Genomic DNA, 19,504 nt, shown 5'->3' on the forward strand with positions numbered 1-19,504 from the left:
CTGTCATACTGGTTTACCGATATGGGCAACACTGGCAATTTCCACCAGGGCCTCGGGCTTCACCAGCCCCACCTGCACGCAATAGCGAGCAGGCTTTTCACCGGGGAAAAATTCGGCATACACCGCGTTAATGGCCGCGTAGTCTTCCCAATGTTTGAGAAACACATGGTTAAAGGTCACGTCCGCCAAGGTGCCGCCTGCCGTTTCCACGATACGCTGGATCGTTTCTAGCACATGACGTGTCTGGGCACCGGCATCGCCCACGTGAACCACGTTGTTCTGGCTATCGAAAGGCAGCGTGCCAGCCACGTAGAGAATGCCATCGGCCAAAGAGCCGGGAACGAAAGGCCCGATAGGGGCTGCGGTACCGGGCGGAATGATCGCTTGCTTGGGCATAGGGACTCCTGCGCTTATCGAGCGGCTTGAACAGTGCTCACAAAATCCTCGACGGTGGAGACCCACCCGAAGAAGCTTTCAATGTTATAGACAGCGCTGGCCTGAATAGCCGCACCGCCCAGTTCATGGGTGGCGTCCTCCAGCATTACCGCGAAGTACTCCAGGTGGAAGGCGTCACGCAGGGTGGATTCCACACACACATTGGTGGCGATGCCGGTAAACACCAGGTTCCTGATGCCGCGAGCGCGCAAGGTGCTGTCCAGCGTGCTGTTGAAAAAACCGCTGTAACGGGTCTTGGGCACTATCACGTCACCTGGCTGGGGAGCCAATTCCGGCACCAGCTCATAATCCCAGCCGCCCTTGGCCAGGAACTTGCCTTCCAGCTCGGGAAACTTGCGCATGGTTTTAAGCGCGTTGGATTTGTACCAGTTGGGCGACCCTGGCCCACCTGCTTCGGCATAGGCCGGGTCCCAACCGTTCTGCAGGTACACCACCGGCATGCCTGCACCACGCGCAGCCTCCAGCGCCGTCGCGATACGGACGATGACGCCTTGAGCGCCGGAAATGTCGAAGCCCGCCGAGTCCACATAGCCGCCAATGGACGCATAGGCATTTTGCATGTCCACCACAATCAGCGCGGTGTTGGAGGGATGCAGGTACAAGGGTTCGGGCCTTGCAGGGAGTGCCCAGGCCCCTTCCCCGGCAATTGTCGAGAGCCCAGCGGGTGTCGTGGACGTGAGGGTTGTGTTCAGGCGTACGGTCATGGTCATGCCCCCACGGCTTCAGTCAGGGGCTGCGCACTGGGTGCAACCTGCGAAGGCACCGGCGTGTCAGCGCTCAGCCGGCTTTTCATCAAGGGTTGAATGCGCGTGCCGAAGGCTTCCACACCTTCCACGAACTGGTCGAAGGTCAGCAGCACCCCCTCGGTGCCTTCCACCTGAGCCACCTCATCCAGCATGCGGGCCACACTGGCATAAGAGCCGACCAGGGTGCCCATGTTGATGTTGACTGCCGAGGTAGGGTCTGCCATTTGCCGCACGTTGGTGTCCTTGCCAGACGTCTTGTCTGCACCGCCCTGCACGCCTAGCCAGGCCACTGCTTCGGTGTCCACGCCGGCCTTGTAGTGCTCCCACTTGGCCCAGGCGGCTTCGTCGGTTTCGTCGGCAATGACCATCATCAGTACATACGTGCTGACGCAACGCCCGGTCACGGCGGTGGCCTCTATCAGCTTCTGGGCCGCTGGTGCGAAGGCCGTGGGTGTGTTCACACCCTTGCCGAAGCAGAAGTTGTAGTCTGCGTACTGAGCGGAAAAGGCCATGCCCGCATCGCTCTGGCCTGCACAGATCACTTTCATGTCTGCCTGCGGCCGAGGGCTCATGCGGCAATCATCCATGGCAAAATGATCGCCCTTGAAGTCGGACTGGCCGGTTTGCCACAGGTCTCGCAGCACCTGGATGTATTCGGACAAGTACTCATACCGCGTGCCGAAGAATTCATCACCGGGCCACAGGCCCATTTGTGCATATTCAGGCCGCTGCCACCCGGTCACCAGGTTCACGCCGAAACGGCCATTGGAAATCGAGTCGATAGTAGACGCCATGCGCGCGACGATAGCGGGCGGCATGGCCAGTGACGGCGCCGTGGCGAACAGCTTGATTTTATGGGTCACGGCGGCCAGGCCCGCCATCAGGGTAAACGACTCTAGGTTGTGGTCCCAGAACTCCGTTTTACCGCCAAAGCCACGCAGCTTGATCATCGACAACAGAAAGTCCAAGCCATAGGTTTCTGCCCGTTCGGCAATCTGCTTATTAAGTTCAAACGTGGGTTTGTATTGCGGTGCGTTTTCGGAAATCAACCAGCCGTTGTTACCAATGGGTATAAAGATACCAACTTTCATAGGTGCCTCCGGTTGAATCGCCTGCCCCCATGGCGCGACCCGAGATGAATAAAGCATAGGGCGGGCCAACTTTTAAAATCCTTTATTTATCAGTTTCTTACGAAAAACTGGATGATTAAATCAGACCATTTGGTCCGAAAAAGACCGTTTGAATCACTTTTCGCACTACGCTGAGGCGTCGACGCGCGTTTTCAGTGCGCATGGGGTTCATGGCCGGTTATTCACGGGTTAGGCAGCCTGTTACACTGCCGTACCTCTTGCGCACAGGACGGACTCGTGAACAGTGAAACGCCTCAGGAACCGGCCGCCGACCGTGGCAAGCCCACCCGAAAGATGAGCGAAAAGGCCCTTACGCGCCGCTTGCAGGTTGTTGAGAAAAAACGGGGCAGCATCATTCAGGCCGCCTTGGAACTGTTCTCGGTGTATGGGCTGCATGGCACTAGCCTTGATCAAGTGGCAAGCCTGGCAGATGTCTCCAAGACCAACTTGCTGTATTACTTCAGCAGCAAGGAAGACCTCTACGTGCATGTACTCGAACATGTGCTGGAGATATGGTTGGCCCCATTGCGGGGGTTCAGCGCCACGCAGAACCCCATTGAAGCCATTGGCAACTACATTCGGGTCAAGCTCGAACTGTCACGCGACCACCCTGCCGCCTCCAAGTTGTTCTGCATGGAAGTGATGCGGGGCGCCCCATTGATTGAGGCCCAATTGAGCCACCCTTTGCATGACCTGGTGGCCAGTAAGGTTGAAGTGATCTCAGCCTGGATCGAGGCTGGGCAGTTGGCTGCGGTTGATCCTTACCATGTGATATTCACCCTGTGGAGCACCACACAGCACTACGCAGATTTCGGCGCTCAGGTGCGCGCCGTCACTGGCAAGGACCTGAACGACCCGGCGTTCTTTGATCAAACCCTGGCCAGTATCCAGGCCCTCGTGTTCAACGGCCTAAGCCCTCGGAGGTAGGGAGCCTGCTGGAGAAGCCTCGGCTAGCGTATGCCCTGCCCCGCGCCGCTGCTTGAGCAACTGGTGCAACACGATGGCGCCAAACGTTGCCGTGCCTAGCCCGTTAAGGGCGAAACTGCCCACGTGCAGGGTGAAATCACCAGTCCCCAGCACCAACGGGATCGCTGCAACCAGCAAGTTGCGCGTATTGGAAAAATCAACTCGATTTTCGACCCAGATACGTGCCCCTGCAATGGCAATCAACCCAAACACCACAATAGAGGCGCCCCCCATCACCGGCACCGGGATGGCGTGCACCAGCGCGCCGAACTTGGGGGACAGCCCAAGCAGAATGGCGGCCACGCCTGCAACAATAAACAGTGCGGTGGAATACACCTTGGTGGCGGCCATTACGCCAATGTTCTCCGCATAGGTGGTCATGCCTGTTCCACCGACGCCGCCGCTGAGGACCGTGGCAATGCCATCACCTATAAACGCTTTGCCCACTGAGGCATCCAGGTTGCGCCCGGTGACCGAGGCAATGGCTTTGAGATGGCCGAGGTTTTCTGCAATAAGGATAACCACGACCGGTACGATCAACAGTGCCGCAGACCATGTGAACACTGGCGCCTGAAACGCGGGTATGCCGACCCAAGGGGCGGCACTTAGCCCCGACAGGTCTATGGGCTTGCCCAGGCCCATGCCATTGGCCAGCGCCCAATAGATCAACGAAGCCACAATAAGGCCGGCCAACAGGAGCATGCGTTGCAACAGCCCCCGGGTATAGACTGCAATAATCGCCACGCACACGAAGGTGACCAGTTGCATCCAACTGTCAAAGCTGGAGGCAGCCATGGTTTTGATGGGCACGCTGGCCAGGTTCAGGCCAATCACCGCCACAACCGTACCGGTGACGACTGGCGGGGTAATGTGCTCTATCCAGGCAACGCCTGCCGTCTGTACCACGATACCGATAGCCACATACACCAGGCCGCAGATCACTACACCACCGAGCGCTATGGGAATATTCAGGTTCGGGCCGCTCCCGGCATAGGCCGTAGCGGCGGATACGGCCCCAATGAACGCAAAGCTTGAGCCTAGAAAACTAGGGACCTTGCCTTGAGTTACCAGGAAAAACACAAGCGTGCCTACACCACTCATCATGATGGCCACATTGGGATCGAAGCCCATCAGCAAAGGCGCCAACAGCGTTGCCCCAAACATTGCAAACACATGCTGAATGCCTAACGCAATGGTTTGAGGCCAGGGCAGGCGCTCGTCAGGTGCAACGACAGTGCCGTGGTCTGCTTTTACAGACCATGAAAACGGATTGTTCATGCTGCGCCCACTCTGCAGTTGATTGTTCAAGCCGTTGAGCAGATTGCATGCCAGAACTCGAAATCGCTTAGCCGACAAGGACATGGAGGAGGCGCCGTCGCTGATTCAGACCTTCTGGTCCACGTTGGAGCACCTGCTCAGGGCAGTATGGAGCAGTGATGGTGCATGGTACGGCAGACGTCATTAGCCCCAGGCTATGCCCCGAGCGTTTGAAAACTGTGAAGGTGCAAGGCATAGCGGCTTGCAGAGGTGCACGCCTGAATAGCGTCCAGTGGAAAAGCGCTAGAAAAGGCGCAATCAAGAAAGGTAAATGCTGGTGTCCCCGGCAGGAATCGAACCTGCATCTGAGCCTTAGGAGGGCCCCGTTCTATCCGTTGAACTACAAGGACGCTGCCAGAACGCTTGTTGGCGGGCAATTCTGGAAAGGTGCCGGAGCGGGTACCGGCAAAGCGGGTGCAATTCTATCACCCCGGTCCGCTGGATGCAAACCCACAGGGCTGAGCAAGAAGAATAGATGAAGCGCTGCCACGAGCCGCCAGTGAAGGCACATTGCCTTAACCCAACTGGCTTTTTACCTCTTATTCGTGCAATCTGCACGGCAAAAGGCGTCAAACAATGCACATTGCACGGAAGCTTTTCGAGATAGAACGATTAAGTTATTGATTTATAACTAATTTACTAAATTTTACGGTTTGGCACATAGAGTGCTACTGAAGTGATGGCACCCGCCTTCGGTCAGCCAGCTATCACCTATTGGAGACATGGATGAACGCCGCCCTTTACCTCTTGAACGCTTTGGCCATGATTGCCGTACTTTCGTTTCATTTTTTAACCAGCTCTACAAGCGGCCAAGTGCATATCGATGTAAAGGACTGGGTGCAGCGCCCTGTGGCACAACGTGCCGGCATGCAGGACCATGGCAAGGCGCCCGCATTGATGACCCATGCGCCCGTGGACAGAGACCTGTTCCAAGGTGCTGGCAGCCGGCTTGATCGGTACACGTTCTGAGGCCCATTGCTATGTCCAGGTCTGCACTGCTGTTCCTAGCCTGTACGCTAGTATCCTTCCTTGCAGCGGCGGCTGTTCCTTATACCTTTCCTTCGGCAAGCAGCTTGTTGCTGATCGCAAGCCTTGGATGTGCCATATTGTTCGTGCTGGCGCTGGTGCGTGGGAAACGCATTCGGTTCAACCCTCAACTGCGTTGAGCTGCAGTCGGTCGATCAGTGCGATGAACGCCTCCACGGCTTCTCCTAACGTCGTAGAGTTGTCAACTTCATAGAGGGCCGCTGCGGTGCCTTGCCAAATGCTGTCTGTATTGGCTAACACGGCGTTTCGACTCAGCCTGTCGTCAATCTCGGCTTCGGTCTCCCGGCCTCGTACTACAAGCCGCTGCCGCAATACCGAGTCGCTTACGGTGACAAGCACAGGGAATAGCGTGGGATAACGGCCCAGCGCACTCTGCAGATGCCCCCTGGACCCGTTCATCAATACCCATCTACCTTTGGCCAAGGCCTGATCTATTTCGACGGGAATGCCGTACCGCAAACCGTTGGCCTCCCAATCCAGCGCGAAGCGCCCTTGGCACGCCATGTGCGCAAAAGCCTCCCGCGTCACGCCCAATGCCTGTTCGCCACTGGCTTCGGCAGACCGTGTGATCACTCTGCGTACCACGTCTATTCCACGCGCTGCGAGCTGAAGGCGTGCAGCATCGATCAGGCTGTCCTTGCCTGCTCCAGAGGCTCCCATCAGGTAGATAAGCCGACCTTGCCGCATTTCATCCGCCTTTCGTTCAAATACTCGCTAATAACCTAAATGCCACTATGCTGACAAGGGTATCCTATGCGCTAGCCTTTTATAGGGGTGTACTGCTGACAGGGCAGAAATGGCCAAGTGCCATTTTTCGGCGACTGGTCCACATTTCGGATTTTAGGTACTGGCGCCCGGTACACGCTAGGTTCAAAATTTGTCACAGAATTGGCGCCAAGGTTATGGCGAACTACAGGCATACTGCGCAACTAAACGGCTGTTTTGATGGAACGTTTGGTAAAAATGACTGTCGTACCCACATCCCGCGGCCCGCTCTAAGGAACCGCTCCCCTGAACTTAACCGGTTAACTATATGCGCCCAATGAAACAGGCAGTCTATTCCAGCCGCACGGCAGACAAATTCGTCGTTCGCCTTCCCGATGGGATGCGCGAGCGCATCGCCGAGGTCGCGCGCACTCACCATCGCAGCATGAATTCCGAAATCATTGCGCGACTGGAGCAAAGCCTCATTCAAGAGGGTGCGCTTGGCGACGAGCTAAGCATGCGCCTTGACAGCCCAGAGCTATCACTGCACGAGCGTGAGCTGCTGCAGCGCTTCCGTCAACTTGCCCACCGCCAGCAGAATGCGCTCATCGCGCTGATCGCACACGACGCTGAGCTGAGTGCTGACGCAGAAGCGTCCTGAGCAAACAATCCGGGCCACACAACAGGGTGCTGCACATGATGTGCACAAAAAAGCCAGCTTAACCGCTGGCTTTTTTTATGCTTGCGCCGACCCTCTCCTACATCAGGAATACGGTTGCCAAGCCCAGGAAGATAAAGAAGCCGCCGCTGTCTGTCATGGCTGTGATCATCACACTGGCCCCCATGGCCGGATCCTTGCCAAGCTTGGCCAACGACATGGGGATCATCACACCCATGAAAGCCGCCAGCAACAGGTTCAGGGTCATGGCAGCCGTCATCACCAGGCCCAATGACCAGCTGTGGTACAGCAGCCACGCCACCACCCCTATTACCCCACCCCACACCAACCCATTCAATACCGCTACGCTCAGCTCCTTTTTCAGCAACCGGCGGGTATTGCCTGTACTTACTTGGTCGAGCGCCATGGCCCGCACGATCATGGTGATGGTCTGGTTCCCTGAGTTGCCGCCAATCCCAGCTACGATCGGCATCAATGCAGCAAGGGCCACCAGGCGCTCTATGGACCCTTCGAACAGGCCAATGACACGCGATGCCACAAATGCAGTAATCAAGTTGATTGCTAGCCATGACCAGCGGTTTCGAAGAGAACGCCAGACTGACGCGAAGATGTCTTCTTCCTCGCGCAAACCTGCCATGTTCAGCACTTCGCTTTCGCTTTCCTCGCGGATAAGGTCCACCATTTCATCGATGGTCAACCGGCCGATCAGGCGCCGGTTCTTGTCCACTACAGGCGCTGATACCAAGTCGTAGCGCTCGAATGCCTGGGCAGCCTCATAGGCGTCCGCGTCCGGATGGAAGGTAACCGGGTCGTCAGCCATTACCTCGGACACACGCCTGTCTGGATCGTTGACCAGCAAGCGCTTGATAGGCAGCACACCCTTGAGGGCACCTTCCTGGTCGATAACGAAAACTTTGTCGGTATGGCCAGGCAGCTCACGCAACCGCCGCAGGTAACGCAGCACCACCTCAAGGGTGACATCCTCACGGATAGTCACCATTTCGAAGTCCATGAGGGCGCCGACCTGGTCTTCTTCGTAGCTAAGGGCAGAACGCACTCGCTCACGCTGCTGAGCGTCAAGGCTTTCCATCAGCTCGTGAACCACATCGCGGGGCAATTCCGGCGCCAGGTCCGCCAACTCATCGGCGTCCATTTCCTTGGCGGCCGCCAGCAGCTCATGGTCTTCCATGTCGGCGATAAGGGTTTCCCTTACGGCGTCCGACACTTCCAGAAGGATATCGCCATCGCGCTCGGCCTTGACCAACTGCCAGACCGTGAGGCGATCATCGAGTGGCAGTGCCTCCAGGATATAAGCGATGTCTGCAGAGTGGAGGTCGTCAAGCTTGCGCTGCAGCTCGACCACATTCTGCCGGTGGACGAGGTTTTCGACCAGGGCCTGGTGCTGCCCTTCCTGACGGTGCGTGAGGTCTTCCACGACACGCTGCTTGTGCAGCAGGTCGATAACCTGACCGAGGCGATCTTGCAGGCTTTCCTGCAGGTTTTTGACTTCGACTTCAGACATAGGTGTACTCCACTCCCAGTAGTGGACCACACCGGGAGATCAATCGAACAAGGCTATAGGGGCCAAACGCGTGTGTAAGGTTCTACTGGGTAAGTCCATGGAGGGAGTTCCGATGCCCCGGCGGGGCAGACGGCGGCAATGATACCTGCTCGCCAAGCGTTTTGGTTACTAAATTGTGGCTTTACAAAAGCTTGCCTGCGACGGAAAACGTTTATATCAGCTTTATGTGACGAAGCATCCCGCAACGCATGCCGCTGCCGAGCCTACGAAACCGCGCTACGCTTACGTTGCCAATCAGAAACAGGCGCCAGGGAGGCGACAATGGGCATACGGAGTACAGGCATCGGCTGGCTGACGCTTGCGCTGGTCGTGCAACAGGCACAGGCCAAAGTTACCGTACAGCGTTGTGCACACGAGCAAGGCGTGCCAACGTTCACACAGGGTGCCTGCCCTGGCGGCCAACCTGGCCAGCCTTATCGCGCCTGGAACGCACCGCCTGGAAGTGTGTTGCCCCCACAGCCAACCACACGTGCCAAGCCACACAAGCCAAGCCAGCCGGCTATCACGCCTGCCCGACCAGAACCCCAGGTGAAGGCGACCAAGCCTGCAACAGCCCCAAAAGCGCGAAAACGCAAGCCAGCCAAGTACACGCCATGGAAAAGCGTCAAACGCTAATACACACCGCTTAATTTAAAGCAAAAAAAACCCGCATCCGAGGATGCGGGTTTCGAAGATGGTGCACTCAGGAGGATTCGAACCTCCGACCGCTCGGTTCGTAGCCGAGTACTCTATCCAGCTGAGCTATGAGTGCAGGTTGGCGTTGTTGATCCAGTCTCCCCTGGATTCAGCGCTGCTGGAGCCGATGGCGCCAGCGCTTTCTGATATGGTGCACTCAGGAGGATTCGAACCTCCGACCGCTCGGTTCGTAGCCGAGTACTCTATCCAGCTGAGCTATGAGTGCAAGTTGGCGTTGTTGACCCAGCCTCCCCTGGGTTCAGCGCTGCTGGAACCAATGGCGCCAGCGCTTCTGAAATGGTGCACTCAGGAGGATTCGAACCTCCGACCGCTCGGTTCGTAGCCGAGTACTCTATCCAGCTGAGCTATGAGTGCATGTACTTTTCATGACGACCCGCCTTATGGCGAATCGCATTGAATAATGGCGGAGAAGGGGGGATTCGAACCCCCGACACCCTTGTGAGGTGTACTCCCTTAGCAGGGGAGCGCCTTCGGCCACTCGGCCACCTCTCCGCAACACGGGGCGTATATTAACCACGTTCTTTTCGGTTTGCAAACAAAAAAACGAAGAAAATTAAAGGCTTGGTTCTTTGGCTTTCTCCTTGTGTATTCGCTGGTAGATTTCTTCACGGTGAACGGTCACTTCCTTGGGCGCTTCTACGCCAAGGCGCACCTGGTTACCTTTGACGCCAAGCACGGTAATGGTGATTTCACCCTCACCGATCACCAGGCTTTCCGCACAGCGTCGAGTAAGAATAAGCATGCAAGCCTCCTATGGGCAGTACAGTTTGAAAAAAAGCGTCACAGGGGCATTGCCCTGTGCTTGCCAAGCACGGCACAGGTGTTGAAGGGCCTGCCCGCAAAATAAAAAAGGGCGCGGCCATGGCCGCGCCCTTTTTCCTGATGGCTTACTCGCCTTGGCGGGCAGACGCATCCAGATCGAATGCTGTGTGCAAGGCGCGCACTGCCAGTTCCAGGTATTTCTCGCCTATGACCACAGACACCTTGATTTCAGAAGTGGAGATCATCTGTATGTTGATGCTTTCCTTGGCGAGCGCCTCGAACATCTGGCTGGCAACCCCTGCATGGGACCGCATGCCCACCCCTACAATGGAAACCTTTGCGATGTGGGTGTCACCTACGACTTCGCGCGCACCGATCTCTGCGGCAGTGGCCTGCAGTACGCCCAAGGCCTTCTGGTAGTCATTGCGGTGCACGGTAAAAGTAAAGTCGGTGGTGTTATCGTGCGAAACGTTCTGCACGATCATGTCCACTTCGATGTTGGCAGCACTGACAGGGCCCAGGATCTTGAACGCCACGCCAGGGGTATCGGGCACGCCACGGATGGTCAGCTTGGCCTCGTCGCGGTTGAAGGCGATGCCGGAAATGATCGGCTGTTCCATGGTTTCCTCTTCGTCGATGGTGATCAGGGTCCCGGGACCCTCTTGGAAGCTGTGCAGCACGCGCAGCGGGACGTTGTATTTTCCAGCGAATTCCACGGCACGGATCTGCAGCACCTTGGACCCAAGGCTCGCCATTTCGAGCATTTCCTCGAACGTGATCTTGTCCAGCCGTTGCGCCTGGGCTACGACTCGAGGGTCCGTGGTGTACACCCCGTCCACATCGGTGTAGATCTGGCACTCATCAGCCTTGAGGGCCGCCGCAAGGGCTACCCCAGTGGTGTCGGAACCCCCGCGGCCCAGCGTTGTGATGTTGCCCTTCTCATCCACGCCCTGGAAGCCGGCAACCACCACCACACGCCCTGCTTTCAAGTCCTGGCGAATGCGCTGGTCGTCGATCTGCAGAATCCGCGCCTTGTTGTACGCATCGTCTGTAAGGATGCGCACCTGGTTGCCGGTATAGGATACCGCCGGCACGCCCCGCTTGATCAACGCCATGGCCAGCAGGCCAATAGTGACCTGCTCCCCGGTAGACACCACCACGTCAAGCTCGCGTGGCTCAGGCTGATCGGAGATCTGCCTGGCCAGCTCGATCAACCGGTTGGTTTCCCCGCTCATGGCCGACAGCACTACGACCAGATCGTGGCCTTGCTCACGGAATTTGCGGACCTTTTCGGCCACCTGTTCGATGCGCTCGATGGACCCCACCGACGTGCCGCCAAACTTTTGTACGATCAAAGCCATTTCAACGCCGCCTCACGCCCCACCAGGGCACCCATTAAACGTCCCGTGACCCCACGCCACGGCACACTGCCGTGGCGGCTCATCGGGTTTACACACCCTGTTCTGCGAACGGGGCTGCCAAGGCCAACGCCTGGTCCAGAGCGGCGATATCCACGCCGCCGCCCTGAGCCATGTCCGGCCGACCGCCCCCCTTGCCACCCACTGCAGCGGCGGCCTGTTTCATCAGGTCGCCTGCCTTGAGCCTGGCCGACAACGTTTTGGTCACACCGGCAACCAGCACTACTTTTTCCTCGTGCACGCCGCCCAGCAGGATCACGCCCTCGCCCAGCTTGTTTTTCAACTGATCTACCAGCGCCAGCAAGCCTTTGCCGTCTACACCGTCCAGGCGCGTAGCAAGCACCTTCACGCCCTTGACGTCCACCGCGCTGGCCAGCAGGTCGTCACCCGCTGCGCTGGCGGCCTTGGCTTGCAGTTGCTCCAGCTGCTTTTCCAGCTGGCGGTTGCGTTCGATCACGGCCTGAAGCTTGTCCAGCACATTCTCACGGCTGGCCTTGAGCAGAGAAGCGGCCTCTTTGACCTGCTCCTCAGCCGCGTCCAGCGCCTTGAGCGCCGCTGCGCCGGTCACGGCTTCGATGCGCCGCACGCCAGAGGCCACGCCGCTTTCGCTGATGATCTTGAACACAGCGATATCGCCCGTGCGCTTGGCATGAATACCGCCGCACAGCTCTACCGAGAAGTCCCCGCCCATGGTGAGCACGCGTACCCGGTCACCATATTTTTCGCCAAACAGGGCCATGGCGCCCTTCTGCTTGGCACTTTCGATGTCCATTTCCTCGATCTGCACAGGCGTATTGCGACGGATCTCGCGGTTGACGATATCCTCCAGCGCCTTAATCTGCTCGGGCTTTATTGCTTCGAAATGGCTGAAGTCGAAGCGCAGGCGCTGGCTATCCACCAACGAGCCTTTCTGCTGCACGTGGTCGCCCAGGATCTCGCGCAGGGCTGCATGCAGCAGGTGCGTGGCGGAGTGGTTCAGGGACGTCGCCTGCTGCAGGTCGCCCTCGACCTGGGCCTGCACGGTTTCCCCTACTTTCAGGCTACCCAGGGCGATGATGCCGTGGTGCAGGAACGCGCCCCGGGATTTGGTGGTGTCACTGACCTGGAAACGGCTGTTACTACCTTGCAAGGTGCCTCGGTCACCCACCTGGCCGCCGGATTCCGCATAGAAAGGCGTCTGGTTGAGGATGACGACACCCTCCTCCCCTTCAGCCAGTTCCTGCACGGCCTGGCCCGCCTTGTACAGGCCGATCACCCGGCCTTCGCCGTCGTGGGTGGTGTAACCCAGGAACTGGGTGTCTTCCTCAACCTTCACCAGGCTGTTGTAATCCAGGCCAAAGGCACTGGCCGAGCGAGCGCGTTCGCGCTGGGCACTCATTTCGCGCTCGAAGCCGGCTTCGTCCAGGGTGAGGTTGCGCTCACGGGCGATGTCACCGGTGAGGTCCATGGGGAAACCATAGGTATCGTACAGTTTAAAGATGACATTGCCCGGCACCACATCGCCCTTGAGCTCAGCCAGGTCCTGCTCCAGGATCTTCAGGCCCTGCTCCAGGGTTTTAGCAAACTGCTCTTCCTCGCCTTTGAGCACGCGCTCGATGTGCGCCTGCTGGGTGGCCAATTCGGGGAAGGCCTGGCCCATTTCAGTGACCAGCGCCGCCACGATACGGTGGAAGAAGGCGCCCGTGGCGCCCAGCTTGTTCCCATGACGGCACGCACGACGGATGATACGGCGCAGCACGTAGCCACGGCCTTCGTTGGACGGGAGTACACCGTCAGCGATCAGGAAACCGCAGGAGCGGATATGGTCGGCCACCACCTTGAGGGACGGCTGGGCCTCGTTGGCGCAACCGATAGCCTGCGCTGCCGCTTCCAGCAAGTGCTGGAACAGGTCGATTTCATAGTTGGAGTGCACGTGTTGCAGCACCGCACTCACCCGCTCCAGGCCCATGCCGGTGTCCACCGAGGGCGCTGGAAGCGGATGCAACACGCCATCGGCGGTGCGGTTGAACTGCATGAACACGTTGTTCCAGATTTCGATGTAACGGTCGCCGTCTTCCTCGGGCGAGCCAGGTGGGCCGCCCCAGATGTCCGGACCGTGGTCGTAGAAGATCTCGGTGCAGGGGCCGCACGGGCCGGTATCACCCATGGTCCAGAAGTTGTCCGAGGCGTAGGGTGCGCCCTTGTTGTCACCGATGCGTACCATGCGCTCGGCAGGCACGCCTATTTCCTGGGTCCAGATGTCATAGGCTTCATCGTCGGTGGCATAGACCGTTACCCAGAGTTTTTCCTTGGGCAGGTTCAGCCACTGCGCAGAGGTAAGGAAGGTCCAGGCGAAGGTGATGGCATCGCGCTTGAAGTAGTCGCCGAAGCTGAAGTTGCCCAGCATTTCGAAGAAGGTATGGTGACGCGCGGTGTAGCCTACGTTTTCCAGGTCGTTGTGCTTACCGCCTGCACGTACGCACTTCTGGCTGCTCACTGCACGGGTATAGGCGCGCTTTTCCTGCCCCAGAAAGCAGTCCTTGAACTGGTTCATGCCTGCGTTGGTAAACAGCAGGGTGGGATCGTTGGCGGGGATCAGAGAGCTTGAGGCAACACGGGTGTGGCCTTGCTGTTCGAAGAAGCGGAGGAAGGCTTCACGGATTTCTGCGCTTTTCATAGGTTCTTCCACGGAGACGGCGGCCTGGGGCTCACGGCTTGGCGTCGAAACGACGGCAAAGGGCCGCATTATATCGGGCCAGCGGCCAGGGTACAGTGTGTTTGTACGATTGAGTCCATCAATTGGACGATTCCCGAGGGTTTTGCTGGGCGAAGGCGGCAAATACGCCAATCACCTTGTCTATCTGGCTGGCGTCCACGTCAAGATGCGTCACCAGCCTGAGGCGCGCGCTGGCCGTCAGGCGCACGCCATGGGCGGCGGCGACGTCACGCAGCAGCGCTGCCCGCGAACCAATGTCCACGTACACCATGTTCGTGTGTACGGGTTCCACGGTATAGCCTAGCTCAACCAGGCCTTCGGCCAGGCGTTCGGCATTGGCGTGATCGTCTGCCAGGCGCGCCACATGATGGTCCAGGGCGTACAGGCCGGCCGCCGCCAGGATGCCCGCCTGGCGCATGCCGCCGCCTACCATTTTACGTAGCCGGTTTGCCCGGGCAATGAACTCACGGCTACCGCATAGCACTGAACCTACCGGCGCACCCAGCCCTTTGGACAGGCACACCGATACGGAGTCGAAATGGCGGCTGATCACGCCTGCTGCAACATCTTGCTTTACCGCTGCATTGAACAGACGCGCCCCGTCCAGATGATGGCCAAGGTTGTGCTCAGCGCAGAAGGCGCTGGCTTGGGCCAGGTAGTCGAGGGACAGCACCTTTCCTTGCATGGTGTTTTCCAGGGCCAGCAGGCGGGTGCGTGCAAAGTGGAAATCATCGGGTTTGATTGCGGCGGCCACCTGGGCCAGGTCCAGTGACCCGTCGGCCTGGTTCTCCAAGGGCTGCGGCTGAATGGAGCCCAGCACGGCAGCTCCGCCGCCTTCGTACTTGTAGGTATGGGCCTGCTGCCCAACGATGTACTCATCGCCCCGCTCGCAGTGAGCCATCAACCCCAGCAAGTTACTCATGGTGCCACTGGGCACGAACAGCCCGGCCTCGAACCCCAGTTCCTCAGCCAGCCGGGCCTGCAAATGGGCCACAGTAGGGTCTTCGCCGTACACATCATCGCCTGTCTGGGCACGGACCATAGCCTGGAGCATGCCAGCGGTTGGACGGGTGACAGTATCGCTACGCAGGTCGATCAGGCTCATCAGCCTCTCCTTGTGGGTGCACCAAGGGTTATAGGCACCTTTCGAAAAAATCTAGCACGGGTGGCTCTAAAGATTCCCCTGCTACATTCAAGCGTGTTAAAAATGCCGCGCCGCCTTATGCGGCAACGTTCTCAGGGCGGGGTGCAATTCCCCACCGGCGGTAATGGCTTGACGGTAAAGGTTGGTGGCGCCACTCGCCACTCCTTATGCTTGTTAAGCCTAGCCCGCGAGCGCTCGTGTATACGAGGTCAGCAGACCCGGTGTGATTCCGGGGCCGACGGTTATAGTCCGGATGAGGAGAGAACGGGATGTTTGCCGGCGGCCCTTGCGGCTGCCTGTCCCTTCGCTCGCGTGCCCTGTTTATTACCATGAACAGGAGAGTCACTTCGTGCAATCAACTGCTTTTTCCCGTATCGCGTTCATCCAGGCCAGTTGGCACAAGGATATCGTTGACCAGAGCCGCCTGGGCTTTCTTGAAGGCCTGGCCGCGCTGGGTGTCGATGCCAGCCAGGTAGATGTCTTCGAAGTCGCCGGGGCCTATGAAATTCCCTTGCATGCAAAACTGCTGGCCAAGTCTGGCCGCTACGGCGGCATCGTGGGCGCTGGCCTGGTGGTGGATGGTGGGATCTACCGTCACGACTTCGTCGCACCGGCGGTCATTGACGGCCTGATGCGCGTGCAACTGGACACCGAAGTGCCCGTGTTTTCGGTCGTGCTCACGCCCCATCATTTCCACGAAGGCAAGGAACACCATGACTACTTCTTCCGCCACTTCCATCTAAAAGGCCAGGAAGCCGCCCGAGCGTGTGTGGATACCCTGACCAAGCTGCGAGACCTGCGCGGCATGGTTGCCGAGTAAGGGGAAGCGCCAGCCTTGGTTGCTGTGGGACTGGCCGCAGCCGAAGGCGGAGGCCGGAAACCTGTGGCATAAAGCGCTTCGCCCAGTTCGCAAGCTTCGCCAGCTCCCACACAATATGTGTATACCTGCAGGTTGCTGTGGGACTGGCCGCAGCCAAAGGCGGAGGCCGGGAACCTGTGGCATAAAGCGCTTCGCCCAGTTCGCAAGCTTCGCCAGCTCCCACACAATATGTGTATACCTGCAGGTTGCTGTGGGACTGGCCGCAGCCAAAGGCGGAGGCCGGGAACCTGTGGCATAAAGCGCTTCGCCCAGTTCGCAGGCTTCGCCAGCTCCCACACAATATGTGTATACCTGCAGGTTGGTGTGGGACTGGCCGCAGCCAAAGGCGGAGGCCGGGAACCTGGGGCATAAAGCGCTTCGCCCAGTTCGCAGGCTTCGCCAGCTCCCACACAATATGTGTATACCTGCAGGTTGCTGTGGGACTGGCCGCAGCCGAAGGCGGAGGCCGGGAACCTGTGGCATAAAGCGCTTCGCCCAGTTCGCAGGCTTCGCCAGCTCCCACACAATATGTGTATACCTGCAGGTTGCTGTGGGACTGGCCGCAGCCAAAGGCGGAGGCCGGGAACCTGCCGGCTGCAGGCGCCTACAGGCCTGAAGCGTCAGTGCACGGCACAATCACAAGCCCGGCCCTCAAGCCGTTCTGCACCTTGGGGTTGGGAAAAATGATACGTGCGCCCTGCTCTTCAATCACAAAGCGGGCGCCTTGATCTTCAGCCAGCACGTACCCCTCGGGCAGTTCCGAAAAATTCTCCACATCTGCGGGCAGGTTCATGCTGAACCCGTCGCTGTGCTTGATCACTTCCCGAGAGACCGTAAACAGCGACAGCCCTTCCAGGCTTCCCGCTTCGCTGCCCGGCTTGCGCCCTTCGATCAGCCCACGCAGGCAGGCGTCCAGCCGTGAAAGGTTCACACTGGCGTTCTGCCCGAATGGCCGCGCTTTGCCCAACTCCAGGGTGAAGGCCTCTGCCCCCAGGGTTTCGTAGGTGTAGGCGCTGAAGGTGATGCCTCGTTTGCGCTGTAGCAGCACAGCCTGCATACCCGCCTCACGAAGCGTTACCAGCTCGTCACGGGAGTGCTCGCGGCCTTCCTGCCAAGGGTAGAGCGCAAATTGTTCGATACGCGAGCCACGGATGGCCGTGTGCAGATCGTAGTGCAGGCGGCGGCGCCCTTCCTTGTTGAAAAAGCCCGCCGCCAGACGCTCCAGCTCGCAGGCGCGCAGGGCCTCGAAGCCACTGGACTGTTCATGGCGGCCATTGAACAGGCGGTTGATGTCCTGCTCGAGATAGCGCTCACCTCGGCGCATAGCCTCGGGGTTGCCAAACAAAAACAGTACCCGGGCGCGAGGCCTGAGCTGGTCCCGGGCGATGGCGTGAATCAGTTCGTCCAACAGCTCCATGGGCGCGGTTTCGTTGCCGTGGATGCCTGCCGACAGCAACAGGTCAAGGCTACTGTCACGGTCCTCGGCCGGGCGGACCTCCAGCGCTCCAGGGCCTAGCCAGCGCAGGCAAGTGCCGTTGACCGTCATCTGGGTTTTCTGTGTCGGCTCCCGGTCAGCCAGTGTCAGTTCCAGCAATTTGCCAAGCGACAGCATAGGCAGGCTCCCTCGCAGGGGTCAGTGGTGGCTGCAGTCCGGGCCATGGACATGGCCGTCGTCATCGCCCTCCTCGCCCTGCTCCGCCGGCTCCATTTCCAATTGCAGGCTCACCAGGTTGGTGGCCATGGGGCGTAGCAGCAGGTTGGCGTATTCAGTGGCACCGTCTTCCACATCCACGCCAATGAGCAATTGGTCGTTGCCCCCGATTTGAATCCATAGCTCCTTACCTTGCCACATGACGGCCAGGCGGGTGCAGGAGGTTTCCAATTGGGTGCCGTCGTTGTCTTCGAGAATCAGCCGGAGGGCATCTGACATGGTTAGGCTTTCCTGTTAGTTAAGTTGGAACGGGTAAACCGAGCCGAGCTGCAACAGCCGGGTCAGTTCATCCAGTGCGGTACGGCACTCTACCAGCAATTGAGGATCGGCCAGGTCGGCTTCGCTCAGGCGATCCCGGTAGTGGCGATCTACCCACCCCGTCAGCTGCTCATACAAGCTGTTTGTCATGATCACGCCTGGGTTCACCGCGCCCAGCTCCTGTTCGCTGAGGGCCACGCGCAGGCGCAGGCAGGCCGGCCCACCCCCGTTCTGCATGCTTTGCTTGAGGTCGAATACTTTCACCTCGGCAATGGCCGCATCGCTAGCCAGTAACGCCTCCAGGTACTGCCACACACGGGGGTTAGCGCGGCACTCCTCGGGCACAATCAGCAGCATTCGCCCATCAGCCCGGGTCAGCAACTGGCTGTTGAACAGGTACGAGCGCACGGCATCTTCGACAGCCACCTGGTCACGGGGCACCATGATTGCCTGGAATCGGCCGCCGCGGCCGGCCAGCTTGGCTTCCAGCTCCGCCATCACCTGATCGCTGTCGAGAAACGCATCCTGGTGGTGGAACAGCACCTCGCCATTGCCTACCGCGATCACATCGTTATGGAAGACGCCTTGGTCAATCACCGCTGGGTTCTGCTGTGCGTACACCGTACCTTCTTCGCTCAAGCCGTGCAGGCGCGCCACAGCCTGGGACGCTTCGAGGGTCTGCCGAGCCGGGTACCGCTGTGGTGCCGGACGCCGGCTATCGAACGCCGCGCGGCCGTAAACAAAGAACTCCACACCTGGCTTGCCATAGCCCTGGCAGAAGCGCGTATGGTTCGCTGCACCCTCATCACCGAACTGTGCCACCGCCGGCAAGGCCGCGTGATGGGCGAAATGCTGCGGGTTGGCGAACATGGCCGCCAGCACTCGGCTAGTGGTGGGGTGCTCGATACTGCGATGGTATTTGCAGTTGAGATTGGCGGCGGTGAAGTGTACCCGGCCATCGGCAGTGTCCGCGCTAGGGCTTACGGTGGCGGCATTGGCCACCCACATACTGGACGCTGAACAGCTGGCCGCCAGAAGCGGCATGGCCTGGTGGGCAGCCGCGGCTATCACGTCCGCATCGCTTCCGCTGAACCCCAGGCGGCGCAGCCCCGCGACGTCCGGGCGCTCCTGGGGCGCCAGCACCCCTTGCACAAACCCCATGTCGCTCAGGGCTTTCATCTTGGCCAGGCCCTGGCGCGCCGCTTCGCGCGGGTTGGACTGCGCCTGGCTGTTACTCTGGGAAGCAACGTTGCCGTAAGACAAGCCGCCATAGTTGTGGGTAGGCCCCACCAGCCCGTCAAAATTGACTTCAAACGCATTCATTTGGCTTGGC

Annotated in this window: 18 protein-coding genes, 5 tRNA genes and 1 riboswitch; of the genes, 5 read left to right on the plus strand and 18 right to left on the minus strand. The window is 59.1% G+C overall.

Annotation, left to right across the window (positions count from 1 at the left end; all coding sequences use genetic code 11):
• Window positions 1-3: 3 nt before the first annotated feature.
• From rutC to rutA, 3 genes are read right to left on the minus strand one after another with little or no spacing between them, the layout of a single operon-like run.
• Entirely contained in the window at window positions 4-396 is a 393-nt protein-coding gene (gene rutC / locus ACSAMW_RS06855; RefSeq protein WP_500593272.1) for a pyrimidine utilization protein C, read from the minus strand.
• A 14-nt stretch (window positions 397-410) separates the two neighbouring features.
• A complete protein-coding gene (gene rutB, locus ACSAMW_RS06860; protein ID WP_500593273.1) occupies window positions 411-1,166 on the minus strand; it encodes a pyrimidine utilization protein B in 756 nt (251 codons plus the stop codon).
• Window positions 1,163-2,293, minus strand: coding sequence for a pyrimidine utilization protein A (gene rutA / locus ACSAMW_RS06865; RefSeq protein ID WP_500593274.1), 1,131 nt, complete (start codon window positions 2,291-2,293; stop codon window positions 1,163-1,165). The genes rutB and rutA overlap by 4 nt, the downstream gene beginning before the upstream one ends.
• Before the next feature lie 333 nt (window positions 2,294-2,626).
• Here rutA and rutR point away from each other — a divergent pair, with 333 nt between their 5' ends.
• On the plus strand, window positions 2,627-3,259 hold the full coding sequence (rutR, locus tag ACSAMW_RS06870; protein WP_500593992.1) for an HTH-type transcriptional regulator RutR: 633 nt from the start codon (window positions 2,627-2,629) through the stop codon (window positions 3,257-3,259).
• Here rutR and ACSAMW_RS06875 read toward each other — a convergent pair.
• Entirely contained in the window at window positions 3,242-4,576 is a 1,335-nt protein-coding gene (locus ACSAMW_RS06875) for a solute carrier family 23 protein (protein WP_500593275.1), read from the minus strand. The genes rutR and ACSAMW_RS06875 overlap by 18 nt on opposite strands.
• A gap of 314 nt (window positions 4,577-4,890) precedes the next feature.
• Window positions 4,891-4,965, minus strand: a tRNA-Arg gene (locus ACSAMW_RS06880).
• 376 nt (window positions 4,966-5,341) lie between these two features.
• Here ACSAMW_RS06880 and ACSAMW_RS06885 point away from each other — a divergent pair.
• Both ACSAMW_RS06885 and ACSAMW_RS06890 read left to right on the plus strand, forming a co-directional pair.
• Window positions 5,342-5,584 (plus strand): hypothetical protein, encoded by a 243-nt coding sequence (locus ACSAMW_RS06885; protein ID WP_500593276.1) that lies wholly within the window; start codon window positions 5,342-5,344, stop codon window positions 5,582-5,584.
• Window positions 5,585-5,595: 11 nt separating this feature from the next.
• On the plus strand, window positions 5,596-5,781 hold the full coding sequence (locus ACSAMW_RS06890; protein ID WP_500593277.1) for a PA3371 family protein: 186 nt from the start codon (window positions 5,596-5,598) through the stop codon (window positions 5,779-5,781).
• On the opposite strand, the gene phnN is transcribed toward ACSAMW_RS06890, so the two are convergent.
• Complete coding sequence (gene phnN / locus ACSAMW_RS06895; RefSeq protein ID WP_500593278.1) at window positions 5,762-6,349, minus strand: phosphonate metabolism protein/1,5-bisphosphokinase (PRPP-forming) PhnN; 588 nt, start codon at window positions 6,347-6,349, stop codon at window positions 5,762-5,764. The genes ACSAMW_RS06890 and phnN overlap by 20 nt on opposite strands.
• A 346-nt stretch (window positions 6,350-6,695) precedes the next feature.
• Here phnN and ACSAMW_RS06900 point away from each other — a divergent pair, with 346 nt between their 5' ends.
• Complete coding sequence (locus ACSAMW_RS06900) at window positions 6,696-7,028, plus strand: Arc family DNA-binding protein (protein WP_500593279.1); 333 nt, start codon at window positions 6,696-6,698, stop codon at window positions 7,026-7,028.
• 97 nt (window positions 7,029-7,125) lie between these two features.
• Here the strand turns inward: ACSAMW_RS06900 and mgtE are convergent, their stop codons facing one another.
• The 9 genes from mgtE to ltaE form a co-directional block, all read right to left on the minus strand.
• Window positions 7,126-8,568 carry a magnesium transporter gene (gene mgtE / locus ACSAMW_RS06905; protein WP_500593280.1) on the minus strand — a complete coding sequence of 481 codons (1,443 nt, stop codon included), beginning with the start codon at window positions 8,566-8,568 and terminating at the stop codon, window positions 7,126-7,128.
• A 734-nt stretch (window positions 8,569-9,302) separates the two neighbouring features.
• A tRNA-Arg gene (locus ACSAMW_RS06910) sits at window positions 9,303-9,379 on the minus strand.
• Between the two features lie 73 nt (window positions 9,380-9,452).
• Window positions 9,453-9,529: transfer RNA gene (locus tag ACSAMW_RS06915), tRNA-Arg, on the minus strand.
• 72 nt (window positions 9,530-9,601) lie between these two features.
• Window positions 9,602-9,678, minus strand: a tRNA-Arg gene (locus ACSAMW_RS06920).
• A 47-nt stretch (window positions 9,679-9,725) separates the two neighbouring features.
• Window positions 9,726-9,816 (minus strand) — tRNA-Ser (locus tag ACSAMW_RS06925).
• A gap of 61 nt (window positions 9,817-9,877) precedes the next feature.
• The gene (gene csrA / locus ACSAMW_RS06930; RefSeq protein ID WP_500593281.1) at window positions 9,878-10,066 is read right to left on the minus strand and encodes a carbon storage regulator CsrA; all 189 of its coding nucleotides are present in this window, start codon (window positions 10,064-10,066) and stop codon (window positions 9,878-9,880) included.
• Window positions 10,067-10,211: 145 nt separating this feature from the next.
• On the minus strand, window positions 10,212-11,447 hold the full coding sequence (locus ACSAMW_RS06935) for an aspartate kinase (RefSeq protein WP_500593282.1): 1,236 nt from the start codon (window positions 11,445-11,447) through the stop codon (window positions 10,212-10,214).
• 88 nt (window positions 11,448-11,535) lie between these two features.
• On the minus strand, window positions 11,536-14,160 hold the full coding sequence (alaS, locus tag ACSAMW_RS06940; protein ID WP_500593283.1) for an alanine--tRNA ligase: 2,625 nt from the start codon (window positions 14,158-14,160) through the stop codon (window positions 11,536-11,538).
• Between the two features lie 118 nt (window positions 14,161-14,278).
• Window positions 14,279-15,304, minus strand: coding sequence for a low-specificity L-threonine aldolase (ltaE, locus tag ACSAMW_RS06945; protein ID WP_500593284.1), 1,026 nt, complete (start codon window positions 15,302-15,304; stop codon window positions 14,279-14,281).
• Between the two features lie 123 nt (window positions 15,305-15,427).
• Window positions 15,428-15,613, plus strand: a riboswitch (FMN riboswitch).
• A gap of 79 nt (window positions 15,614-15,692) precedes the next feature.
• Between ltaE and ACSAMW_RS06950 the strand changes: the two genes are divergently transcribed.
• Complete coding sequence (locus tag ACSAMW_RS06950) at window positions 15,693-16,163, plus strand: 6,7-dimethyl-8-ribityllumazine synthase (protein WP_500593285.1); 471 nt, start codon at window positions 15,693-15,695, stop codon at window positions 16,161-16,163.
• 643 nt (window positions 16,164-16,806) lie between these two features.
• On the opposite strand, the gene astE is transcribed toward ACSAMW_RS06950, so the two are convergent.
• From astE to astB, 3 genes are read right to left on the minus strand one after another with little or no spacing between them, the layout of a single operon-like run.
• Window positions 16,807-17,814, minus strand: coding sequence for a succinylglutamate desuccinylase (gene astE, locus ACSAMW_RS06955; protein WP_500593286.1), 1,008 nt, complete (start codon window positions 17,812-17,814; stop codon window positions 16,807-16,809).
• 21 nt (window positions 17,815-17,835) lie between these two features.
• The gene (locus tag ACSAMW_RS06960) at window positions 17,836-18,132 is read right to left on the minus strand and encodes a topoisomerase II (RefSeq protein WP_500593287.1); all 297 of its coding nucleotides are present in this window, start codon (window positions 18,130-18,132) and stop codon (window positions 17,836-17,838) included.
• A 15-nt stretch (window positions 18,133-18,147) separates the two neighbouring features.
• Window positions 18,148-19,494, minus strand: coding sequence for an N-succinylarginine dihydrolase (gene astB / locus ACSAMW_RS06965; protein WP_500593288.1), 1,347 nt, complete (start codon window positions 19,492-19,494; stop codon window positions 18,148-18,150).
• Between the last annotated feature and the right edge of the window lie 10 nt (window positions 19,495-19,504).

The organism is Pseudomonas sp. AB39(2026) (genome assembly GCF_059831485.1).

Coding starts and splice junctions, on each gene's coding strand:
- rutC (WP_500593272.1), bottom strand. CDS start 396: ATGCCCAAGCAAGCGATCATTCCGCCCGGTACCGCAGCCCCTATCGGG.
- ltaE (WP_500593284.1), bottom strand. CDS start 15,304: ATGAGCCTGATCGACCTGCGTAGCGATACTGTCACCCGTCCAACCGCT.
- ACSAMW_RS06875 (WP_500593275.1), bottom strand. CDS start 4,576: ATGAACAATCCGTTTTCATGGTCTGTAAAAGCAGACCACGGCACTGTC.
- csrA (WP_500593281.1), bottom strand. CDS start 10,066: ATGCTTATTCTTACTCGACGCTGTGCGGAAAGCCTGGTGATCGGTGAG.
- rutA (WP_500593274.1), bottom strand. CDS start 2,293: ATGAAAGTTGGTATCTTTATACCCATTGGTAACAACGGCTGGTTGATT.
- ACSAMW_RS06885 (WP_500593276.1), top strand. CDS start 5,342: ATGAACGCCGCCCTTTACCTCTTGAACGCTTTGGCCATGATTGCCGTA.
- rutR (WP_500593992.1), top strand. CDS start 2,627: ATGAGCGAAAAGGCCCTTACGCGCCGCTTGCAGGTTGTTGAGAAAAAA.
- ACSAMW_RS06900 (WP_500593279.1), top strand. CDS start 6,696: ATGCGCCCAATGAAACAGGCAGTCTATTCCAGCCGCACGGCAGACAAA.
- astB (WP_500593288.1), bottom strand. CDS start 19,494: ATGAATGCGTTTGAAGTCAATTTTGACGGGCTGGTGGGGCCTACCCAC.
- phnN (WP_500593278.1), bottom strand. CDS start 6,349: ATGCGGCAAGGTCGGCTTATCTACCTGATGGGAGCCTCTGGAGCAGGC.
- ACSAMW_RS06935 (WP_500593282.1), bottom strand. CDS start 11,447: ATGGCTTTGATCGTACAAAAGTTTGGCGGCACGTCGGTGGGGTCCATC.
- ACSAMW_RS06890 (WP_500593277.1), top strand. CDS start 5,596: ATGTCCAGGTCTGCACTGCTGTTCCTAGCCTGTACGCTAGTATCCTTC.
- rutB (WP_500593273.1), bottom strand. CDS start 1,166: ATGACCATGACCGTACGCCTGAACACAACCCTCACGTCCACGACACCC.
- alaS (WP_500593283.1), bottom strand. CDS start 14,160: ATGAAAAGCGCAGAAATCCGTGAAGCCTTCCTCCGCTTCTTCGAACAG.
- mgtE (WP_500593280.1), bottom strand. CDS start 8,568: ATGTCTGAAGTCGAAGTCAAAAACCTGCAGGAAAGCCTGCAAGATCGC.
- astE (WP_500593286.1), bottom strand. CDS start 17,814: ATGCTGTCGCTTGGCAAATTGCTGGAACTGACACTGGCTGACCGGGAG.
- ACSAMW_RS06960 (WP_500593287.1), bottom strand. CDS start 18,132: ATGTCAGATGCCCTCCGGCTGATTCTCGAAGACAACGACGGCACCCAA.